This window comes from Chryseobacterium viscerum (assembly GCF_025949665.1).
GTDB lineage: Bacteria > Bacteroidota > Bacteroidia > Flavobacteriales > Weeksellaceae > Chryseobacterium > Chryseobacterium viscerum_A.
Genome location: NZ_JAPDFT010000001.1, coordinates 3,047,492 through 3,067,229, shown reverse-complemented (window position 1 = coordinate 3,067,229; position 19,738 = coordinate 3,047,492). Strand labels below are relative to the sequence as shown.

The window sequence follows — 19,738 nt, the reverse complement described above, 5'->3', positions numbered from 1 at the left end:
TATTTTTGTTCAAATTAAAAGATTTTATGGAATTTTTAGACAGATACCAGCAGATTGTTGCGGACGCCATCACAAAATATACTTTTAAAGATAAACCTTCGGAGCTGTATGACCCGATGAATTATATTATTTCCCATGGCGGGAAGCGTCTTCGTCCTATTATGGTGCTGATGGCTTGTGAGATGTTCGGCGGAGATCTTAAGCAGGCAATTAAGCCGGCTTTGGCTATCGAGTTTTTCCATAATTTCACGCTGATCCATGATGACATTATGGATGAAGCTCCTTTAAGAAGAAACAAGCCTACCATTCATACTTTACATGGTCTTAATGTAGGAATTCTTTCCGGAGACGGGCTGATGCTTAAAGCCTATAAATTTTTTGAGGACCTTGAGCCTGAAATCTTTAAAGCATGTATCAGAATATTTACCCACACCGGGCTTCTGCTATGTGAAGGGCAGCAGTATGATATCAACTTTGAAACACAGAAAGACGTTACTTTTGATGACTACATCAGAATGATTACTTATAAAACAGGAGTTTTGAGTGCTTCTTCATTTGAAATTGGAGCTTTAATTGCAAGAGCAGATTTTAAAGATGCCAAAGCTATTTTCAATTTCGGAAAACATATCGGAATCGCATTCCAGATTATGGATGATTATCTTGATGTATTCGGAGATCAGGCACAGTTTGGGAAAAAACATGCCGGAGATATTTACGAAAACAAGAAAACCGTTCTGTATTTGTTAGCAAGAGAACATGCTACCGATGAAGAAAGAAAAGAACTGGATTACTGGTATTCTAAAAAGACGGAAAACGTTGATAAAGTTTATGGCGTAGAAAAGATATTCAGAAGAACAAAAGTAGACGAAAAAGCTTTACGTCTGATTGAAAAACATAATGAAATCGGACAAAGTTATCTTCAGAAAATAGATGTTCCTGAAGAAAAGAAAAAACCTTTTATAGAACTGGCAAATTATTTGTTGAGAAGAGAAAGTTAAATAAGGTTATAGGAATTAGGGCTTAGGAATTAGACAGCCTGAGCCCTAATACCTAAATCCTAATCCCTTATAAATGAAATTCAGAACAGAAGTTGATATTCCTGCCTCAGATAAGAAGATTGAAGTTGAAAATAAAATATTTTCAATAGGTTCATGTTTTGCCTCTGAAATGACAGATTTACTTCATGATGGACAACTTCAGACCCTTAACAACCCCTTTGGGACAATATTTAACCCTTTTTCAATCAATAACGCAATTAATAGATTACATGATTCTGCGTTTTACGAAGAAGAAGAGCTGATTACCTATAATGAAGAATATATTTCTCTGGATCATCACACCAGTTTTGATACCCGGTATATTCATCAGACCCTTGATAAAATAAATGGAGCTATTGAAGCCGGAAATGCCTTTCTTCAGGAAGCTGACTGGATCATTATCACTTATGGATCTTCATTTATCTATGAGTTTCTTCCCAAGAACAAACTGGTGGCCAACTGTCACAAAATTCCACAAAAGTTTTTTGAAAAAAGGCTGCTTTCTCATCAGGAGCTGACAAGCTCAATTTATCAGACGATTCTTGATCTCAAAGATATTTGTAAAGAAGGAGTACAAATCCTTTTTACCGTTTCACCCGTAAGACACACTAAAGATGGAATGGTAGAAAACCAGTTAAGTAAATCTAAATTAATTACAGCTATCCATGAGTCTATTTCAATGTTTGAAGACTGTCATTACCTGCCAGTCTATGAGATTTTGATGGACGACCTCCGGGATTACCGTTTTTATAAAGAAGACATGATTCATCCCAGCACACAGGCGGTTAATTATATTTTTGAAAAATTTGGAAATGCCTATTTTTCAGGTGATACCCAGAATTTTATTAAAGAAAACTTCAAGATTATGAAGGCTCTGGAGCACAAAACGAGTGATAAGAAAGATCCAAAGTTTATAGAATTCAGGGATAAATTAGATCAAAGAATTGAAATCCAGCGTAAAAAAGTAAAACATAAAATATTTTAAATGCTTGATTTTACAAAAATTGACTATCTGAAAAGCGGAAATGAAAGACAGAAAAAAGCCTACGAAATTCTGACAAAGTATCACGTTTTTGAGAAAATGAAAGACTATTCTCCCATTTTAGCAGGAACTGTTCCTATAGAAATTGACATCAAAGGAAGCGATCTGGATATTATTTTCGAAGTGGATTTAAAATATGAACAAGATTTTCTGGATGATTTAATATTTAGTCAGCTTATTTCTCACGATGCAGAAGTGGAGTATCCCATTGTAAATGGTGAGAAATGTATTACATTAAACTTTATGCTTGAAGGTTTCCCCATCGAGATTTTCGGACAGAATAAGCCTACAACACAGCAGAATGCATACCTTCATATGGTTGCCGAATACAAAATATTACAGGAAAAAGGAGAAAAATTTAAACAAAAAATAATAGAACTTAAAAAACAGGGGATAAAGACAGAACCCGCTTTCGGAATATTGCTGGGACTTGAAAATCCTTACGAAGATCTATTGAAATTTTAAATAAAATGATTGATACACATACACATCTGTACGCAGAAGAATTTGATGAAGACAGAAAAGAAGCTATTCAGAGAGCTTTAGATAAAGGAATTACAGAATTCTATCTTCCTGCCATCGATGCTGAATCTCATGAGAAGATGCTGCAGCTGGAAACAGAATACCCGGAACATATTTTTTCAATGATGGGATTACACCCTTGTTACGTAAAACCGGAATCTTGGGAAAAAGAACTTGAAATTGTAAAAAATTATCTTGATCAAAGACACTTTCCAGCAATTGGAGAGATCGGAATTGACCTGTATTGGGATAAAACAACACTTGATATTCAGGTGAAAGCCTTTGAACAGCAGATTGACTGGGCAATAGAAAAAGATCTTCCGATTGTGATTCATACAAGAGAAAGCTTTGATGAGACATTTGAAGTATTAGAAAGAAAAAAACATCCGAAACTGAGAGGTATTTTCCATTGCTTTTCCGGAAATCTGGAACAGGCAAAGCATGCTATTGAACTTAATTTTATTTTAGGGATCGGTGGAGTAGTGACCTTTAAAAATGGAAAAATAGACCAGTTTCTGAGCGAAATTCCTCTGGATAAAATTGTCCTGGAAACAGACTCTCCTTATCTGGCTCCGGTTCCTCACAGAGGAAAAAGAAATGAAAGTTCCTATCTTGATCTTGTAGCTGGTAAGCTGGTGGATATCTATGGGAAAGATTTTTCTGAGATAGACCGCATCACGACAGAAAATGCAAAGAATCTTTTTAAGTAGCGAAACTGTAATTTTAAGATAAATAAAAACCCCTTTCCAATGTTGAAAAGGGGTTGTTTTTATTTCTTTCTTGTGAAATTCTTGTTCTTAGGCTTTTTAAACCCTACTGAAGCTCCTGCAGAAGGCTTTTTGCGGTTGTTATTCGGCCTTGAATTATTACTGCCTGTTTTAGGTTTCTCACCACCTGCATGCATAGGTTTATTATTGGAATCCCTTTTCTGGGCAACAAGATCATCGGTATGGAACGGATGGTCCTTGATTACCGGGATTTTCTTTCCGATTAACTTTTCTGTATTCTTTAGATTCAAAAGATCAAGACCATCTACAAAAGATATAGAATTACCTTCAGCTCCTGCTCTTCCTGTTCTTCCGATTCTGTGTACATACGTTTCAGAAACATCGGAAAGCTCAAAATTGATTACAAATTTCAATTCGTCAATATCAATTCCTCTTGCAGCAATATCCGTAGCGACAAGAACTCTTGTTTTCCCGGATTTAAAGTTATTCAAAGCATTTTGTCTCGCATTTTGAGACTTATTGCCATGAATGGCTTCAGCAGAGATATTGTCTTTCTGAAGTTTTCTTGAGATCTTATCTGCACCATGCTTCGTTCTTGAAAATACCAGTACTGAATCTGAAATATCATTTTCAAGAATGTGAGTTAGTAAATTCAGTTTATTTTCCTTTTCAACAAAATAAACGGATTGTTTGATAGTATCTGCTGTAGAAGAAACGGGAGTAACCTCTACCTTTACAGGATTATTAAGGATAGAATTAGCCAGCTTCTGAATTTCCCCCGGCATTGTTGCTGAGAAAAATAAAGTCTGTCTTCTCTGAGGTAAAAGTTTAATGATTCTTTTTACATCATGTACAAAACCCATATCCAGCATTCTGTCTGCTTCATCTAGAACAAAGATCTCAAGGTTTTTTAAGCTGATAATTCCCTGAGCAATAAAGTCCAGAAGTCTTCCAGGTGTTGCTACCAGAATATCAACTCCCTTTCTCAAAGCAGCTTCCTGGTTTCCTTGTTTTACCCCTCCGAAAATAACAAGTTGTTTTAATGGAAGATATTTACCGTAAGCATTAATGTTTTCCTCAATCTGAATGGCCAGTTCTCTGGTTGGCGTAAGGATTAATGCTTTTATATGTTTATTGGGAATCTTATTTTTGGATAAATTCTGTAGAATAGGAATAGAAAAAGCAGCTGTTTTACCAGTTCCTGTCTGCGCGCAGCCTAAAAAGTCTCTGCCATCTAATATATCAGGAATTGATCTTTCCTGGATAGGAGTAGGAGTCGTGTATCCCTGCTCCTGAATTGCTTTTGCAATAGGTTCTATTAAGTTTAAGTCTGTAAAATTCAAATGAATTATTTTAAAATTTTAAATAAAAATTCCTTCAGTCTGAAAGAATTACATTCTGCAAAGGTAGTTTAAAAAAAATTAAGATATTATTTTAGCGTTTTGCATCTTTGTAAAGACATTTCTAAGCATGTAAAATAAAATGACCACCCGGATTTGAGTAGTCATTTTATTGATGTGAAATTTATTTTTTATTTAAATCTATATCCTACACCAGCCTGTAGAAATCCAATTTTAATAGGAACTGAATTGTTTTTATTTATTTCTATAAAATTAAAATTGTATCTGGCGTCAACAAAAAACTTTTGATTAATCTTATATTCTGCACCCAGGAACGGAAATAAATTCAAGGTTTTTAAAGATTCGTAATTGTGGGTTTCAGTCTCTCCAAAAACAGTATTCATTTTTACTTTGGATGATATGTTAAATCCTAAGTTCATCCCTACAGAAGCAGAAAGGTCCGGAACAATATAATATTTAACTGAAATAGGAACCTGTATCTGATTGAATTTGTAATCAAAGTGCATATCACCCATGTCTACCACCTCACTGCCTACCAACTGGTACCAGGGATAAGCATCTTTACCACCCAATTGAGTGTACAGTAGTTCAGCCTGCAAGCTAAATTTAGAAGATAAGGGTTGTTCTGCTACGATACCTGCGTAAAAATAGGATTTTGAATCAATTCCATTTCCAAAAAACTTCATATTGGATAAGGAATATCCTCCTTTTACACCAAAGCTCATAGATGCCGGATCTTTTGTGTTTTCTTGTGCATTAAATATTGCTGAGAAAGCAAATACTGCGATGAAAAAAATGTTCTTCTTCATATTGATTTTAAATGGTTAATAGTTTTTATAAAAAATAATTCCTCCAAATGAAGGAATTACTGTTGCAAAGATAATTTAAATATTTTTTTAGTGAAACTATTTCACTTTATTCCATTGTTGATTCTTTCTTAAGTTTTCAAAAAATTGATAGACTTCTGAAAGCTTTTCACTTCCGCTTTTTCCGTAATCTTCAATGTTTTTTGAAGTTCCGTCAGCGAATTTGATTCTTAAATAAGAGGTTGGAAGGTCAGTAATATTATGCTCTCCGTATTTATCACTTAAACCTTTTGCATTTAAGCCATCAAGCAAACTGATTAATTTATTATAATCTTCTTCTTTAATGGTTCCTTTAAAAGTTCCTTCACGCGGCTTGGAAAACTCATCTTTTGAAGGCTTATTATTAAAATTAAAATGTTCTGCCTCAAAAATGGCTGTTCTATCCGGACTGATTGTCATTTTAAAAACAGGGCAGAATCCAAAACAGGGAGTAGCTTCATATTCAATCTTAGAATACTTGGAGTTTACTTTCTGAGAAGTACAGGAAAGTAAGAATATAAATGCACAAAGGCCCAGTAAATATTTCATAGTTTTTTCAATTTCAGAGTGTCTCCCAATAATTGTTCCAAAAGATAAAATTTTCTTTTGTTTTTATGTTAAATATAAAAGTGTTGATGAGTGGCCAGGAATAGAAAGTTCTTTTTCATTTGTAATTTTATAAATAAAAACAGCCTCAGGTTCTCCTGAGGCTGTTTTTTATGATGCAGTTCTATTTAAAATAAAACTAATAAATCAATGTTTTTCTATCCGTGCAATTGTTTCCAGATGGCATCTTTCAGTTCCATAAGGCCTTCTCCGGTAACACCTGAGAAGAACAGAGGCTGTTTGTTTTCTGGGAATTCCGCTGCAATTTCTTTTTTCAGTTCATCATCCAAAAGGTCAGATTTTGAAACAGAAATAATGAAATCCTTATCCAAAAGTTCTGGATTATATTCCTTCAGCTCATTTTCAAGAATCTTAAATTCCTGGAAGTGATCTTCAGAATCAGAAGGAATTAAAAATAACAGGATAGAGTTTCTTTCAATATGTCTCAGGAATCTGTGTCCTAATCCTTTTCCTTCCGCTGCTCCTTCAATAATTCCGGGAATGTCAGCCATTACAAAAGACTTGTAATTTCTGTAATCTACAATTCCAAGGTTAGGAGTCAGGGTTGTAAAAGCGTAATTGGCAATTTTTGGTTTTGCTGCAGAAACAGATGCTAAAAGTGTAGATTTTCCAGCGTTTGGAAATCCAACAAGTCCTACATCTGCCAAAATTTTAAGCTCAAAGACAACATAGCCTTCTTCACCATCCATTCCGGGTTGAGCATATCTTGGAGTCTGATTGGTAGAAGATTTGAAATGTTCGTTTCCTTTTCCTCCTTTTCCCCCCTGCATCAAAATGATTTCCTGCTTGTCATCAAGAATCTCTCCGATAATTTCACCTTCTTCATTTTTAGCGATAGTCCCAATGGGAACATCAATATAAATATCAGAACCGTCAGCTCCTGTCAGCTGGTTTTTCGCTCCGTTTTCACCTCGTTCAGCTTTTATGTGACGGGTGTATCGGAGTGGAAGCAAAGTCCATTCATTAGCATTTCCTCTCATGATGACGTGTCCGCCACGACCTCCGTCGCCACCGTCAGGACCACCTTTAGGAATATACTTTTCACGGCGAAGGTGGGCAGAACCAGCACCTCCGTGTCCGCTTTTACAATGGATCTTTACGTAATCTACAAAGTTAGACATATAGTTTGTGTTGCGAGTTACAGGCTACGGGACGAAATTTCCTATCCCGCACCCGTATCCCGATTATTTAATTTTCTCTACTTCAGCGAAAAGTTTTTGGGAAATCTCATCAATTTCTCCAACACCGTTTACCTCTACATATTTACCCTGCTGCTTATAAAGCTCGGCAACTTCTGCTGTTTTAGTATAATATTCTTTAATTCTGTTTTCGATGATCTCTACATTGCTGTCGTCTGATCTTCCGCTGGTTTCACCTCTTTTCAGAAGTCTTTCAACCAAAATTTTGTCCTCTACTACCAATGAAAGACAGATGTCAATATCGTCATTCAGTACTTCTTTAACGATAGTCTCCAAAGCTTCTGTCTGAGCAGTTGTTCTTGGATATCCGTCAAAAATAAAACCATTGGTATCAGTAGGTTTTTTGATCTCATCGATCAGCATATCTGTTGTTACCTGATCCGGAACCAATTCTCCCTTATCGATGTATGACTTAGCCAGTTTTCCAAGTTCAGTGTCATTTTTCATATTGTATCTGAAAAGATCACCTGTTGAAACCTGTTTTAAATTAAATTTTTCGATTAGATTCTGAGCTTGTGTTCCTTTTCCACTTCCTGGAGGGCCGAACAGAACAATGTTTATCATAATGTTGATACGCTTTCAGCCGTTAGCAATACACTGTTGGCTTTTAGCTTTTTTAAGTTAATATTTTACTTTTATTTCGATTAAATTTTAAAGCTAACAGCCAATAGCCAGTAGCTAATGACAATAATTAATGGTTGATTTGTCCGTCTTCCAATTGATATAAATTAGGTAGGTTTCTTCCCAATTCATCATAATCAAGTCCGTATCCAAGTACAAATTTGTTTGGAATTTCCTTTCCGATATAATCCAGCTTGAAATCTTTCTTGTAGATCTCAGGTTTCAGTAGGAAACTAGCCAGTTTTACAGATTTAGGACGTTGCGTTTCTTTGAAATATTTGAAAAGACTCTCAACAGTGTTTCCTGTATCTACGATATCTTCTACAAGAATGATGTGACGGTCTCTCACATCCTTGGTAAGTTCCATTTTCTGATAAACAATCCCTGTAGATTCAGTTCCTACATAAGAACTCATTTGAATGAAGGCAATTTCACATTCCCCTGGGTAATATTTTAAAAGATCTGAGAAGAACATCACCACCCCATTTAAAACGCCAATGAAAACAGGCACTTCATCTTTATAATCTTCATAAATTCTTAACGCTGTCTCTTTTACAATTTCCTGAATTTCGGCATCCTTTAAATAAGGAACGAAAGTTTTGTCGTGAACTTTAATGCTTTCCATAAAATTTTTAGTAGGAGGCAAAGTTACGGATTTTTGATTAAAATACTTTCCTGTTTTTATGAGTTTGAAAGTTTGACGGTTTAGGAGTGACGGAATGGAGTATCATGATGAAGTCTGTTTAAATCAGAATAAGTATAAGTGATTGAACGATATAGAATGGTATAACCTCAAAAAATGAGTTCTTTGAAAGTAAATAAATGTTTGGTGTTTGAGATACAGAAGAAAAAAGAGATGATAAATATCCTGATAATTTATGAAAAATACATATTGAGGAAAATGAGTATCTTTGTTCTTTCAAAACCCAAAAATACAGACATGTAGGATATCATTTCTTTCAGATTCATAAAAACAGTAACCAAGATGTTACTGGTGTTCAACCATTTTTTAAGAAAGAAATCATGATTTTACTGCAAAATATATCCTTTGGGTTTCCGGGAGGAGATCTTCTATTTAATAATACCAATTTAACAATACCATCTGACACCAAATCTGCTTTGGTGGGCAGTAACGGCATGGGAAAATCAACCCTGCTGAAAATTATTGCGGGCGAAATACAGCCTTTAAGCGGAAATAGTACTATTCCAGGTCATATCTTTTATGTTCCTCAAATGTTTGGGAACTTCAATCATCTTACCATTGCTGAATGTCTGAAAATAGATCAGAAACTGAATGCTCTCCAAAAAATCACTAATGGAGAAGTGGATGAAATTTATTTTGAAATTCTGAATGACGACTGGGATATTGAAGAGCGCTGCCAGCAGGCATTAGAATATTGGGGACTTGAAAACTTTGAACTAACTCAAAAGCTGGAAAGCCTGAGTGGCGGCCAGAAGACGAAAGTTTTTCTTGCCGGAATTCAGATCAATCCACCTGATATTATCATATTGGATGAACCAACCAATCATCTGGATATTGAGGGAAGAAAGTTACTGTATGACCTTATTGATAAAACAAATGCATCAGTAGTTATTGTAAGCCACGACCGAAATCTGCTTAATCTTGTTGATATCATATTCGAATTAAGTAATCAGGGAATTACCACATATGGTGGAAACTATGATTTTTATGCAGAACAAAAAGAAGTGGAGAAGGAAGCTTTGCATAATGATATCCATACAAAAGAGAAGGCATTGAAAAAAGCAAAAGAAAAAGAACGGGAAACACTGGAGCGAAAACAAAAGTTGGATGCAAGAGGTAAAGGAAAGCAGGAAAAATCCGGAGTAGCGAGAATTATGATGAATACGCTCCGGAATAATGCTGAGAAAAACACCTCAAAGCTGAAAAGTGTACACGCTGAGAAAATAAGTGGGATTTCGGGTGACTTGAGAGATCTTCGTTCCTCTTTAAAGAATGCTGAACAGATGAAAGTGAACTTTAATGATTCCAATCTGCATTCGGGAAAGATTCTTGTTGACGCTGAAAATATCAACTTCAATTATGGAATGGAAAAACTATGGAAGGAAAATGTCAGTCTTGAGGTGCGGAGTGGAGATAGAATCTCAGTTAAGGGTTCAAACGGATCAGGGAAAACGACGTTGATAAAACTTCTGCTGGGAAATATTGAACCTTCCGAAGGGAAAATAGACAGGGCTGAGTTTAACAGCATCTATATTGATCAGGAATATTCACTGATTGATAATGATTCTTCGCTTTATGATTTTGTACAGACTTTTAATGACAGTGCATTACAGGAATCTGAAGTGAAAACATTGCTGTCCAGATTTTTATTCGGTAAAAATACCTGGGACAAAAAATGTGGTGTACTGAGCGGAGGTGAGCGTTTACGGTTACTTCTATGCGGACTTTCCATCAGTAACAATACTCCGGATATGATCATCCTTGATGAACCCACCAATAATCTCGATCTTCAGAATGTGAAAATTCTTACCAATTCCGTTAAAGATTATCATGGAACTTTGTTAGTTATTTCACATGACGAAGTTTTTCTGGAAGAGATTGGGGTGGATAGTGAGGTTTTGTTGGATTAAGAGCTATATTCAGACTTTGTCATTACGTAGGAATCTAAATATTATGTGGTTTCCACGAAATGCTAATTATTTATTTTCTGCGAATGAATAATGTAGGAAATATTCAATAAGGGCGGGCTTTAGCCCGTCTTTCAAAATCAATAAAATTCCATTGGCTTTAGCCCAAACCTATTATAATAAAACCTGGAAATCAATTTCCAGGTTTTTATTTTCTATACATTTTAAAAACTATTTCTTTGTTTTCTTAATTGCGTCCAGATAAATCTTTTTGATGCTGTTTTTCTCTTCCTTCTCACTAATACCTTCAAGGGCAGGAAGCAGGGTAGAATTGTGTGGGGTTTTCAGTTTCAAAATCTCCCCTAATGCAAATGCAGCACTCCAGCGTACCACAGTTCCTTCATGTTCTGTATTACCCAAAAGGTTGCTAATGGCCTGATCCAGATTTTCTGGGAATAAATGTGCTGTATTGCCTATCACTTTGGCGCTTTCCCATTTTATTCTCGGTGCTTTTTCGGTAAGCGTTTGGGTGACAAATGAAAACACGGTTTCATCCGCAAGGCTGGGATTTTGTTTTGTAGCATATTCTATCGCTTCAATGCAGGTTGCTTTTACAGGATCTTTTGACTTTTCAGCGAAAGCAATCAGCTCATCGGCAGGTAAAGAGGTGTCGATAATCCATTTGCTGATGATGTCAACTTTTTCTTTTGATTTTACAGTCTTGTCTTTTATAAGTTCTTCTATAGTCATGGTGATTGATTTTGTTTTTTTCAGTGCCCTAAATTAACAATTCCTTTTGAGAACTCCGGTCATTGCCAGCAAAGCGACACAATCTCTATTTAGCCTGAAGGTTTTCCTGTTTTATTTTATCCAGAATGATATCCATCTTTTGAGGCAGATCATAATCACCTGAAAGCTCAATCAAAGGAGTATTCATTTCAGACAGCCATTCAAGATGCGCTTTTAAAGTTCTGTTGGCGATGCCGGTATTGTGATCATAATCCTTAGCCCAGTTCATAAACTCATGAAATTTTTTTGCTCTTTCAGGATTGGTAATAATTTCATCACCATATCTTTCGATCTCTCTTTTTCTGAGTCTTTCCAGTCGTACATCTGGAGGAAGATAAAGGAAAATAATCAGATCAAATGCCGGAAATATATTTTCACCCCAATGAATGATTGAGCCTCCAAAAATCCAGTTTTCAGCCGTGTGAAGTTTGTCCGAAACAATTGAATTTCTCATTTCAGGATTTTGTCTTTCTGTAAAAGGATTTTGAGTTTTTAGCCAGAAAAAATCATCACTGTCAAAATATTCAAGATTGAGTTTATCAGACAAAGCCTTTCCTAAAGTGGTAACCCCGGAACCTGAAGCTCCGAAAATATGTATTCTCATAATTTCTTATTCATTAAATCTGCGAAATCTCTATAATCTGCGAGATATTTTAATATTTTGAAATCCAATTAGAGATTTCCTTCAACACTTCTTCCCGTATTTCCTCATTCAGAATCTCATGACGCATATCCGGATAGATTTTTACGTCTACATGCTGGAAGCCGTCAGTTTTTAAGTTGTTTACAGTATGCATCACACCTTTTCCAAAATTACCAATCGGATCATTCTGCCCGCTTACAAATAAAAAAGGAAATGACTTTGAAATAGAAGAAGCCCAATTCCTTGCTGTAGCTTTTTTATAAATGGTAAATAAAGTATAAAAAGCATTATGAGTGAACGGAATTCCGCAAAGTTCATCCTGTTCAAAAGCTTTTCGGTTTTTTTGATTTACACTCAGCCAGCAGGTATCACTGAAATCTTTATCCTTTTTAAAATGCTTGTTATTGACACTGGTAAAAACAGAATTCAAGAAAGTACGGTGACGAGGCGCAATGGCTGTAGCTAATGATAAATAACCTCTTAATACATCTATTCCCGGTAAAGGTCCGCCGGTTCCTGTAATGATAGCTCCTGAAAATTTATTGCTTGCCTTCTGAAGAAGACAGCGGGTAATAAAAGATCCCATAGAATGTCCCAAAATAAAATGAGGAACATCTGGAAACGGCTCAGCAAGATGATCCGCCATCATTTCTGCGTCTGCAACAAGTCTTTCATCCGGTTTTTCAAGCTGAAAGAAACCAATATCCTTTTTCTCTTTTACAGATTTTCCATGTCCCAGATGATCATACGTTAATACAGCAATGTCATGAGCCGCAAAATATTCTGCAATTTCAGCATATCTTCCACTGTGTTCCTGCATGCCGTGAACAATGAGAAGGGTGGCTTTTGTTGTTTCCGGGGAAAACAGAGTGTGGAAAAGCTGGGACTCGTTGTTTATTTTTGATGGGAGGTATGATGATATCTGGAATACTGGCATGGAAATTTGTTTAGGTGCTTATCAAATATAGAGAATAATAAAGCTTCCAATATAATTATTCTTGATAAACCAACAAAAAATAAACTTTGTAAACCCTATTAAATATTACTATGAGATTTTTGTTGGTTATTTTTTAGTGAGAGATTGAGTTAATGTTAAGATAGTTTCTCTTTTTTATTTTTCCGTTGAATCTTGAAAATTTGTTTCCTTAATGATTTTCACAGTATCGACGAAATCTTGGTCAATTTCGATATCATTTATTAATTTATCCACAAATTTTAAATGTTCCTTCAATACTTCTTTTTTATCTTCAGGAATCATGAAAAAGTTTCTCATTGATTCTATTGCATAGGTTTTTTTCAAATCTTGAGATTTATTAAATGACATTTTACTAAGAATCATTTGTAGCCAAGTACCTAGACTTAAACAAAGAATAGAAAAGCAAATTGAAAGTTTTATTTCTTCATTTTCTTGTTCTTCAATTTTATCCCCAAATGTTTCTAAAAATTTTTTCCTTTTATCTTTTAATATTTCAAAACATTTTTCAAAGGAATTCACAGTGTGTAAATGGGCGAATTTATTCCTTATTTCTGTAAATGTTTGAAATTGCCAAATTATTTCTTTGGGAATAAATTTTAAATCACTCAGTAAATTTACTTTAGAGTTTAGGCTTAATGAGGTGTTTTTAGAGCCAAGTGAAAGTGAATTGTCAATATCAATATCAAGAAGTAATCCTAATAATGATGATATTCCAGCTTCTAATTCTACTCCTTTTTCAATGACTAAGGCTCTTGGAGTTTGATGTTCCATGTGTTTATATTTAGTCTTTATATATTTTTTTGTTAAAAATTGTTTATTAATAGTAATTCTTATTAGTCTAGCATTCTTTTTAAATAATTGTCAATTACTTCCACAACACTATGCTTTAAATTTGATATTAATGGAGGTAGGTTTCCAAAATCATAATCGTCAATAAAAGACGAACTTTCACCTTTTTGAATGATTGTTACTGGAACTCCTGCCACAAATCCTTTCCATTCTATAGGGTAAGTGATGGAATATGGATATATAGTTTTATTAGGATTTAGCATAACGGAACTTTTATTGTTCTTAGCTGAATAGTCTGGAATATCTTTATGAATTTCATACATGAGAGTTAGGAATTTTTAATTTAAAATTATTTATGAGGAGAATCAAATATAAAAATAACAAATATTAATGAAAAAAATAATTATTATAATTAAATTATATACTCATCAAGATTATTTCAACTATATGATTTCCACCCCAACTAAAAATAAAATCCACCACAAATTTGCTCACCCAATTTTTTAAAAGTAATTTTGCACGAATCTAAAAACAAAAGTAAAATATGTCAACTTATGTAGTTGTAGGTCTTCAGTACGGAGATGAAGGCAAAGGAAAAATCACGGATGTTTTATCAGCAAAATCGGACTATGTAGTACGTTTCCAGGGTGGAGACAACGCTGGTCACACGGTTTATGTGGGTGATGAAAAATTCGTTCTACACCTTCTTCCTTCAGGAGTTCTTCAATGCAAAGGGAAATGTATCATTGCGAACGGAGTAGTGGTAAACCCTAAGTCTTTCATTAAAGAAGTTGGTCAGATTGAGAGCAAAGGCTTGAGATCAGATCATATCTTTATCAGCAGAAGAGCGCATGTAATCATGCCTTACCACATCCTTTTGGATACTTACCGTGAAGAGGAACACGGAGGAACTCAGATCGGAACTACCAAAAAAGGAATCGGACCTTGCTATGAAGATAAAATTGCAAGAGTCGGGATTAGAATGGTAGACCTTTTAAATCCTGAAATTTTAAGAGATAAAATTGAGAAAAACTTAAAAGTTAAGAACTCTCTTTTTGAAAAATATTACGGAAAACCAACTTTAGACGTTGAAGAAATCTACAACGAATATTTGGAAATCGGAAAGCAGCTTCAGGACAGAATCGTTGATACTGAATTAGAATTGAACGAAGCGATCAGAGACGGTAAAAATGTATTGTTTGAAGGAGCTCAGGCGTTAATGCTTGATATCGACTTTGGTACATATCCATATGTAACTTCTTCTTCTCCGTCTACAGGAGGAGTTTGTACAGGTGCTGGTGTTCCGCCAACTTCACTTCAGAACCTTATCGGAGTAGCAAAAGCTTACTGTACAAGAGTAGGAAACGGACCTTTCCCTTCCGAACTGGATAACGAACTGGGTGAAAAAATCAGACAGATCGGTGGTGAATTCGGAGCTACTACAGGAAGACCAAGAAGAACAGGCTGGTTAGACCTTGTTTCTTTGAAGCATGCTTGTATGATCAACGGAATCAACAACCTTGTGATTACGAAGCTTGACGTTCTTACAGGAATTGAAAACCTTAAAATCGTTACTCATTACAAAACTGAAGATGGAAAAGTTATTGATTATTTCACTTCATCTACAGAGAAATTATACAACTATGAGCCAATCTATCATGATTTGCCAGGTTGGAGCGAAGATATTACAAAAGCAAGAAGCTATGATGAGCTTCCTGATAACGCTCAGAAATACATCGAGTTTATTGAGAAATATTTAGGAATCAATGTATACTTGGTTTCTGTAGGTCCTGAAAGAAGTCAGAACATTATCAGAAAAGAATTATTCTAATATTCTTAGACATAAAATAAAAAAGAGACTATCATTGGGTAGTCTCTTTTTTTGTTTAAAAATTTCTTTTACCAGTTTATCACATCTTTGTCAAGGTTTTAAACCTTGACAAAGATGCTTAATTCCAGTCTTGAATTTTTGTATACTTTTGTATTAAAGCAAAAGTGTAAATAAGAAAAATTATGGAAGAAAATAAAATACCCCAGCGTTTTCTGGACAATATTGTGATCAGCTTATATCTTACCATTGCCTATGCTGTTTTATTTATTGTGTATTTATGGCTGCCATTCAACGTAAGTTCAGATTTTTTATTGATACTTTTTATTGTCTGCAGTTTGGTTTTTAGCATAGGTGCTATTTATTTTGCGGCTAAAAGTTATTCAAAAACAAAGATCAGTTCTATTATTCTCATTATTATTAATACGCTGGGATTATTAATACCGCTTACTCTTCTCCTTATGCTTATACCAAGCTAGTTTTCTGTTATTTGTGTGTTTTACTCTTATTTATTTTCATCAAAAATAGGTTTGTTTATCTGTGTACATTTTCTATTTACAAATGTTAAATTTTAAGCATTATCATAAAATTTTCTAATATTATGTTGTTTTGCTAAAATTTTGGCAGATGTTTTGATATTACAACATTGCTTATCGATAAGAGCTAACAAAACTAATAATCAAAATTTTTAACAGTTTAAAAAAGTAGTAGTGATGAAACAACATAATCAAAACCAGGAATTTCGTTTTAACGAGGTTCTCTTTGAGCACCGCAATAAAGAATATGGTGCCTATGCATTAAGAAACGAATCAGATAGAATATTAACCAAAGCGCTTTTTATCGGAGCAAGTTTAATGGCTGCAGTATCCATTACACCGTTTGTGATTTCTGCATTCAAACCTGTAGAAGCCCCTACAGGAACTGTATATAATCTTCCGCATGTAATTGAGATTCAAGATGTGGAAAAGCCGAAAGATCAGCCAGTACAAATTGTAAAGCCAACTCCACCGGCACCTGCTGTAAAGACATATGATGACAGAATACCAGAGCCTAAAGCGATTGTCACCAATGAAAAAGAAGTTGAGGATAAAACGAATGCAGTAGCAAGCACACAAACATCGGAAGGTAAAGAAACTCTAAATACAACCTATATTCCGATTGTACCTCGTGTGATTGGGGGCGATGGTCCACCTGCAGTAAAAGCAGATCCGGTAGTTGAAAAAGCAGATCCTAAAAAGATTGAAACGGAATTAAGTGTAGAAGCTAGTTTTACAGGAGGAATAGACTCCTTCAGAAATAAAGTAATGAACAACTTCGATGGTTCAGGATTTGAATCAGAAGATGTTGTAAAAACGACAGTTACCTTTATTGTAGAAATGGACGGAACCATCTCAGGGGTAAAAGCTAATGGAACCAATGCCGACTTTAACAGTGAGGCCATGAGAACAATTAAAAACATCTCAAGCAAAGGAAAATGGATTCCAGCCAAAAACAAAAAAGGAGAATTCGTAAGAAGTTATTTCAAATTTCCTATTTCAATGAAGTTTGATAATTAATACGAAAAAACACATTTTAAATAGTTATCCACAAAGATTTTTTTTTGTGGATAATTTTTTTTATCGATAAATTGCTTATTAACAATATTTTAACTCAATTTTGATTTTCCCCACTCACCGAGAGCAAAGAAAAAAGTGTATTTTTGAAACTTAAAGTTCTAATAATGGCAAAAATCATAGGTATTGCTAATCAAAAAGGAGGCGTTGGTAAAACTACCACCGCTGTAAACTTGGCGGCAGCATTAGGAGTATTGGAAAAAAGAATATTAATCATTGATGCTGATCCTCAGGCGAATGCTACATCCGGCCTGGGTGTTGAAGATGTTCAGTATTCTACATATAATCTTTTGGAGCATAGTGCAGAAACAAGGGTTTGCATCAAAAGAACTGCGACTCCGAACCTGGATATTATTCCGTCGCATATCGACCTGGTAGCTGCGGAAATTGAATTGGTAGACAAGGAGGACCGTGAGTATATGCTGAGAAAAGCGCTGGCCAGTGTAAGAGACGATTATGACTATATCATTATCGACTGTGCGCCGAGTTTAGGCCTTATTACAGTTAATGCTCTTACAGCAGCAGACTCTGTAATTATTCCGATCCAGTGTGAGTATTTTGCATTAGAAGGACTTGGGAAACTTTTGAATACCGTTAAAAATGTTCAGAAGATCCACAATAAAGATCTTGGAATTGAAGGTCTTCTTCTTACGATGTATGACAGCCGGTTGAGGCTATCCAATCAGGTAGTGGAAGAAGTGAATCTTCACTTTCCGGAAATGGTTTTTGAAACCATTATCAGCAGAAACGTAAGGCTGAGTGAAGCACCAAGTTTTGGAGAAAGTATTCTGAATTATGATGCAGAAAGTAAAGGAGCTGTTCAGTATATTCAGTTAGCTGAAGAAGTTCTTTTGAGGAACGAAAACTTAATAAAGAATTAAATTAATAATAAATGGCCAATAGGTGGATGCTAGCCACCACTTATCAAATATCATTTATCAATTATATCTATGAAGGACAAAAAAAGAGCTATGGGACGCGGATTGGGCGCCATTTTAAGCGCAGAATCTAAAGCAACTGTCAATTCAGCTACTGATGAAGGAGCAGATAAGTTTGTTGGAAATATTGTAGAAGTTGCACTTGAAGATATCTATCCGAACCCGACGCAGCCGAGAACTTATTTTGATGAAAAAGCATTAAACGAACTTGCACAGTCAATTGAAAACCTGGGAGTAATCCAACCGATTACCCTGAGAAAAGACGGTGAAAAGTTTGAGATCATTTCCGGGGAAAGACGTTACAGAGCAACCAAAATTGCAGGATTAACGACTATTCCTGCCTATATCCGTTTAGTGAATGATCAGGAACTTCTTGAGATGGCTCTTGTTGAAAATATTCAGAGAGAAGATCTTGATGCCATCGAAATTGCACTTACTTATCATAGGCTTTTAGAGGAAATAGGTCTTACGCAGGAAAATCTGAGCCAGAGAATAGGAAAGGATAGAAGTACCATTACCAATTCTATCAGACTATTAAGACTAAACCCGGATATTCAGAATGCCATCAGAAGCGGTGAGATTTCTGCAGGACACGGAAGAGCAATCATCAGTCTTGAAAGTGAAGAAGATCAGCAGGTGTTGTTCGAGCTTATCATCAAAGAGAAATTAAACGTTCGTCAGGCAGAGCAGGCAGCTGCTGCATTGAAGAATCCAAAGTCTCCTGCTGCAAAAAAAGCAAAAGTGGAGCTTTCCCATAACTATAAAAAAGCCCAGAAGACAATCGCTGATATCTTGGAGGTAAAAGTAGAGATCAAATCTTCTGGAAATGGTAAAAAAGGTAAAATTGTCCTGGACTTCAAAAATGAAGAAGAGCTGGAATATATTTTATCCCATATTAAATAATGAAGAAAATATTTTTCACATTTTTCTTGTGTATTGCTGCATTGGCCTATTCACAAGTGAAACCTATTGATACCATTCGGATGCAGACTCCTCCGAAAGAGGAATCCCGTGTGGTAAAACCTGGCAAAACAGAAGCAAAGATCATTGAAGATCTTGAAAAAGCTAATGGTCCCACAGTAAAAACCATAAAGCTGAACCCTACCAGAGCAGGATTGTATTCTGCTGTTTTACCGGGATTGGGACAGTTTTATAACAAAAAATACTGGAAGATTCCCATTGTTTGGGGTGCGGTAGGAGCCGGAGTAGGTATTGCTGTATGGAATGATAACCAATACAAAAAATACCGCGAATACTACATCGCTAAACTTAATGGTACTCCTAACGAATTTGTGGACAGCCACCCGTTTTTAGATAAAAGAGCATTGGGGAACGCTCAGGACAGAGCAAAGAGGCAAAGAGACTACGCCATTGCCATTACAGGACTTATTTATATTCTGAATATTGTAGATGCTGTAGTAGATGCGCACCTTTATGAAAGCCGTCATGACCCGGATTTGGTTTTTAAACCATCAGTTATTCAGGATCAGTATGGATACAGCGCTCCGAAAACAGGGTTCAGTTTAAGTTATAGATTTTAGAAGACAACATATCTGCAGAAGACTCCGGT

The 19,738-nt window shown here is 35.3% G+C and carries 22 protein-coding genes; 11 read left to right on the top strand and 11 right to left on the bottom strand.

Going from position 1 to position 19,738, the window contains the following annotated elements; genetic code table 11:
- Positions 1 to 26 precede the first annotated feature (26 nt).
- The 4 genes from OL225_RS13835 to OL225_RS13820 all read left to right on the top strand — a co-directional run bounded on the left by OL225_RS13835 (position 27) and on the right by OL225_RS13820 (position 3,311).
- Positions 27 to 998, top strand: a complete 972-nt coding sequence (locus OL225_RS13835) for a polyprenyl synthetase family protein (RefSeq protein WP_047374128.1) — start codon at positions 27 to 29, stop codon at positions 996 to 998.
- 73 nt (positions 999 to 1,071) lie between these two features.
- The gene (locus OL225_RS13830; protein WP_264518636.1) at positions 1,072 to 2,022 is read left to right on the top strand and encodes a GSCFA domain-containing protein; all 951 of its coding nucleotides are present in this window, start codon (positions 1,072 to 1,074) and stop codon (positions 2,020 to 2,022) included.
- Positions 2,023 to 2,544: a DUF4269 domain-containing protein gene (locus tag OL225_RS13825; protein WP_264518635.1), complete on the top strand. Its 522-nt coding sequence runs from the start codon at positions 2,023 to 2,025 to the stop codon at positions 2,542 to 2,544.
- A 5-nt stretch (positions 2,545 to 2,549) separates the two neighbouring features.
- Positions 2,550 to 3,311: a TatD family hydrolase gene (locus tag OL225_RS13820; RefSeq protein WP_264518634.1), complete on the top strand. Its 762-nt coding sequence runs from the start codon at positions 2,550 to 2,552 to the stop codon at positions 3,309 to 3,311.
- Between the two features lie 59 nt (positions 3,312 to 3,370).
- Here the strand turns inward: OL225_RS13820 and OL225_RS13815 are convergent, their stop codons facing one another.
- The 6 genes from OL225_RS13815 to OL225_RS13790 form a co-directional block, all read right to left on the bottom strand.
- A complete protein-coding gene (locus OL225_RS13815) occupies positions 3,371 to 4,672 on the bottom strand; it encodes a DEAD/DEAH box helicase (protein ID WP_047374136.1) in 1,302 nt (433 codons plus the stop codon).
- 188 nt (positions 4,673 to 4,860) lie between these two features.
- Positions 4,861 to 5,499, bottom strand: a complete 639-nt coding sequence (locus OL225_RS13810) for a porin family protein (RefSeq protein ID WP_047374137.1) — start codon at positions 5,497 to 5,499, stop codon at positions 4,861 to 4,863.
- A gap of 96 nt (positions 5,500 to 5,595) precedes the next feature.
- Positions 5,596 to 6,084 carry a DUF6438 domain-containing protein gene (locus OL225_RS13805; RefSeq protein WP_264518633.1) on the bottom strand — a complete coding sequence of 163 codons (489 nt, stop codon included), beginning with the start codon at positions 6,082 to 6,084 and terminating at the stop codon, positions 5,596 to 5,598.
- 215 nt (positions 6,085 to 6,299) lie between these two features.
- A complete protein-coding gene (gene obgE / locus OL225_RS13800) occupies positions 6,300 to 7,283 on the bottom strand; it encodes a GTPase ObgE (protein WP_047374141.1) in 984 nt (327 codons plus the stop codon).
- A gap of 63 nt (positions 7,284 to 7,346) precedes the next feature.
- Positions 7,347 to 7,925, bottom strand: a complete 579-nt coding sequence (locus OL225_RS13795; protein ID WP_047374143.1) for an adenylate kinase — start codon at positions 7,923 to 7,925, stop codon at positions 7,347 to 7,349.
- Between the two features lie 127 nt (positions 7,926 to 8,052).
- Positions 8,053 to 8,607, bottom strand: coding sequence for a phosphoribosyltransferase (locus tag OL225_RS13790; protein WP_047374145.1), 555 nt, complete (start codon positions 8,605 to 8,607; stop codon positions 8,053 to 8,055).
- Between the two features lie 398 nt (positions 8,608 to 9,005).
- Here OL225_RS13790 and OL225_RS13785 point away from each other — a divergent pair, with 398 nt between their 5' ends.
- Entirely contained in the window at positions 9,006 to 10,595 is a 1,590-nt protein-coding gene (locus OL225_RS13785) for an ABC-F family ATP-binding cassette domain-containing protein (RefSeq protein ID WP_264518632.1), read from the top strand.
- A gap of 228 nt (positions 10,596 to 10,823) precedes the next feature.
- On the opposite strand, the gene OL225_RS13780 is transcribed toward OL225_RS13785, so the two are convergent.
- The 5 genes from OL225_RS13780 to OL225_RS13760 all read right to left on the bottom strand — a co-directional run bounded on the left by OL225_RS13780 (position 10,824) and on the right by OL225_RS13760 (position 14,112).
- Complete coding sequence (locus OL225_RS13780; protein ID WP_047374147.1) at positions 10,824 to 11,342, bottom strand: HEAT repeat domain-containing protein; 519 nt, start codon at positions 11,340 to 11,342, stop codon at positions 10,824 to 10,826.
- A gap of 85 nt (positions 11,343 to 11,427) precedes the next feature.
- Positions 11,428 to 11,985 carry an AAA family ATPase gene (locus tag OL225_RS13775; protein ID WP_264518631.1) on the bottom strand — a complete coding sequence of 186 codons (558 nt, stop codon included), beginning with the start codon at positions 11,983 to 11,985 and terminating at the stop codon, positions 11,428 to 11,430.
- 49 nt (positions 11,986 to 12,034) lie between these two features.
- On the bottom strand, positions 12,035 to 12,961 hold the full coding sequence (locus OL225_RS13770) for a lysophospholipase (protein WP_264518630.1): 927 nt from the start codon (positions 12,959 to 12,961) through the stop codon (positions 12,035 to 12,037).
- Positions 12,962 to 13,135: 174 nt separating this feature from the next.
- Complete coding sequence (locus OL225_RS13765) at positions 13,136 to 13,771, bottom strand: hypothetical protein (protein ID WP_264518629.1); 636 nt, start codon at positions 13,769 to 13,771, stop codon at positions 13,136 to 13,138.
- Between the two features lie 62 nt (positions 13,772 to 13,833).
- Positions 13,834 to 14,112, bottom strand: a complete 279-nt coding sequence (locus OL225_RS13760) for a hypothetical protein (RefSeq protein WP_264518628.1) — start codon at positions 14,110 to 14,112, stop codon at positions 13,834 to 13,836.
- 221 nt (positions 14,113 to 14,333) lie between these two features.
- Here OL225_RS13760 and OL225_RS13755 point away from each other — a divergent pair, with 221 nt between their 5' ends.
- The 6 genes from OL225_RS13755 (at position 14,334) to OL225_RS13730 (ending at position 19,709) form a co-directional block, all read left to right on the top strand.
- Positions 14,334 to 15,620, top strand: a complete 1,287-nt coding sequence (locus OL225_RS13755; RefSeq protein WP_264518627.1) for an adenylosuccinate synthase — start codon at positions 14,334 to 14,336, stop codon at positions 15,618 to 15,620.
- Positions 15,621 to 15,802: 182 nt separating this feature from the next.
- Positions 15,803 to 16,096: a hypothetical protein gene (locus OL225_RS13750; RefSeq protein ID WP_264518626.1), complete on the top strand. Its 294-nt coding sequence runs from the start codon at positions 15,803 to 15,805 to the stop codon at positions 16,094 to 16,096.
- A gap of 234 nt (positions 16,097 to 16,330) precedes the next feature.
- Positions 16,331 to 17,173, top strand: coding sequence for a hypothetical protein (locus OL225_RS13745; RefSeq protein ID WP_047374159.1), 843 nt, complete (start codon positions 16,331 to 16,333; stop codon positions 17,171 to 17,173).
- 164 nt (positions 17,174 to 17,337) lie between these two features.
- The gene (locus OL225_RS13740) at positions 17,338 to 18,111 is read left to right on the top strand and encodes a ParA family protein (RefSeq protein WP_047374161.1); all 774 of its coding nucleotides are present in this window, start codon (positions 17,338 to 17,340) and stop codon (positions 18,109 to 18,111) included.
- 69 nt (positions 18,112 to 18,180) lie between these two features.
- Complete coding sequence (locus tag OL225_RS13735; RefSeq protein ID WP_264518625.1) at positions 18,181 to 19,071, top strand: ParB/RepB/Spo0J family partition protein; 891 nt, start codon at positions 18,181 to 18,183, stop codon at positions 19,069 to 19,071.
- Positions 19,071 to 19,709 (top strand): DUF5683 domain-containing protein, encoded by a 639-nt coding sequence (locus OL225_RS13730; RefSeq protein WP_264518624.1) that lies wholly within the window; start codon positions 19,071 to 19,073, stop codon positions 19,707 to 19,709. The genes OL225_RS13735 and OL225_RS13730 overlap by 1 nt, the downstream gene beginning before the upstream one ends.
- Positions 19,710 to 19,738 lie beyond the last annotated feature (29 nt).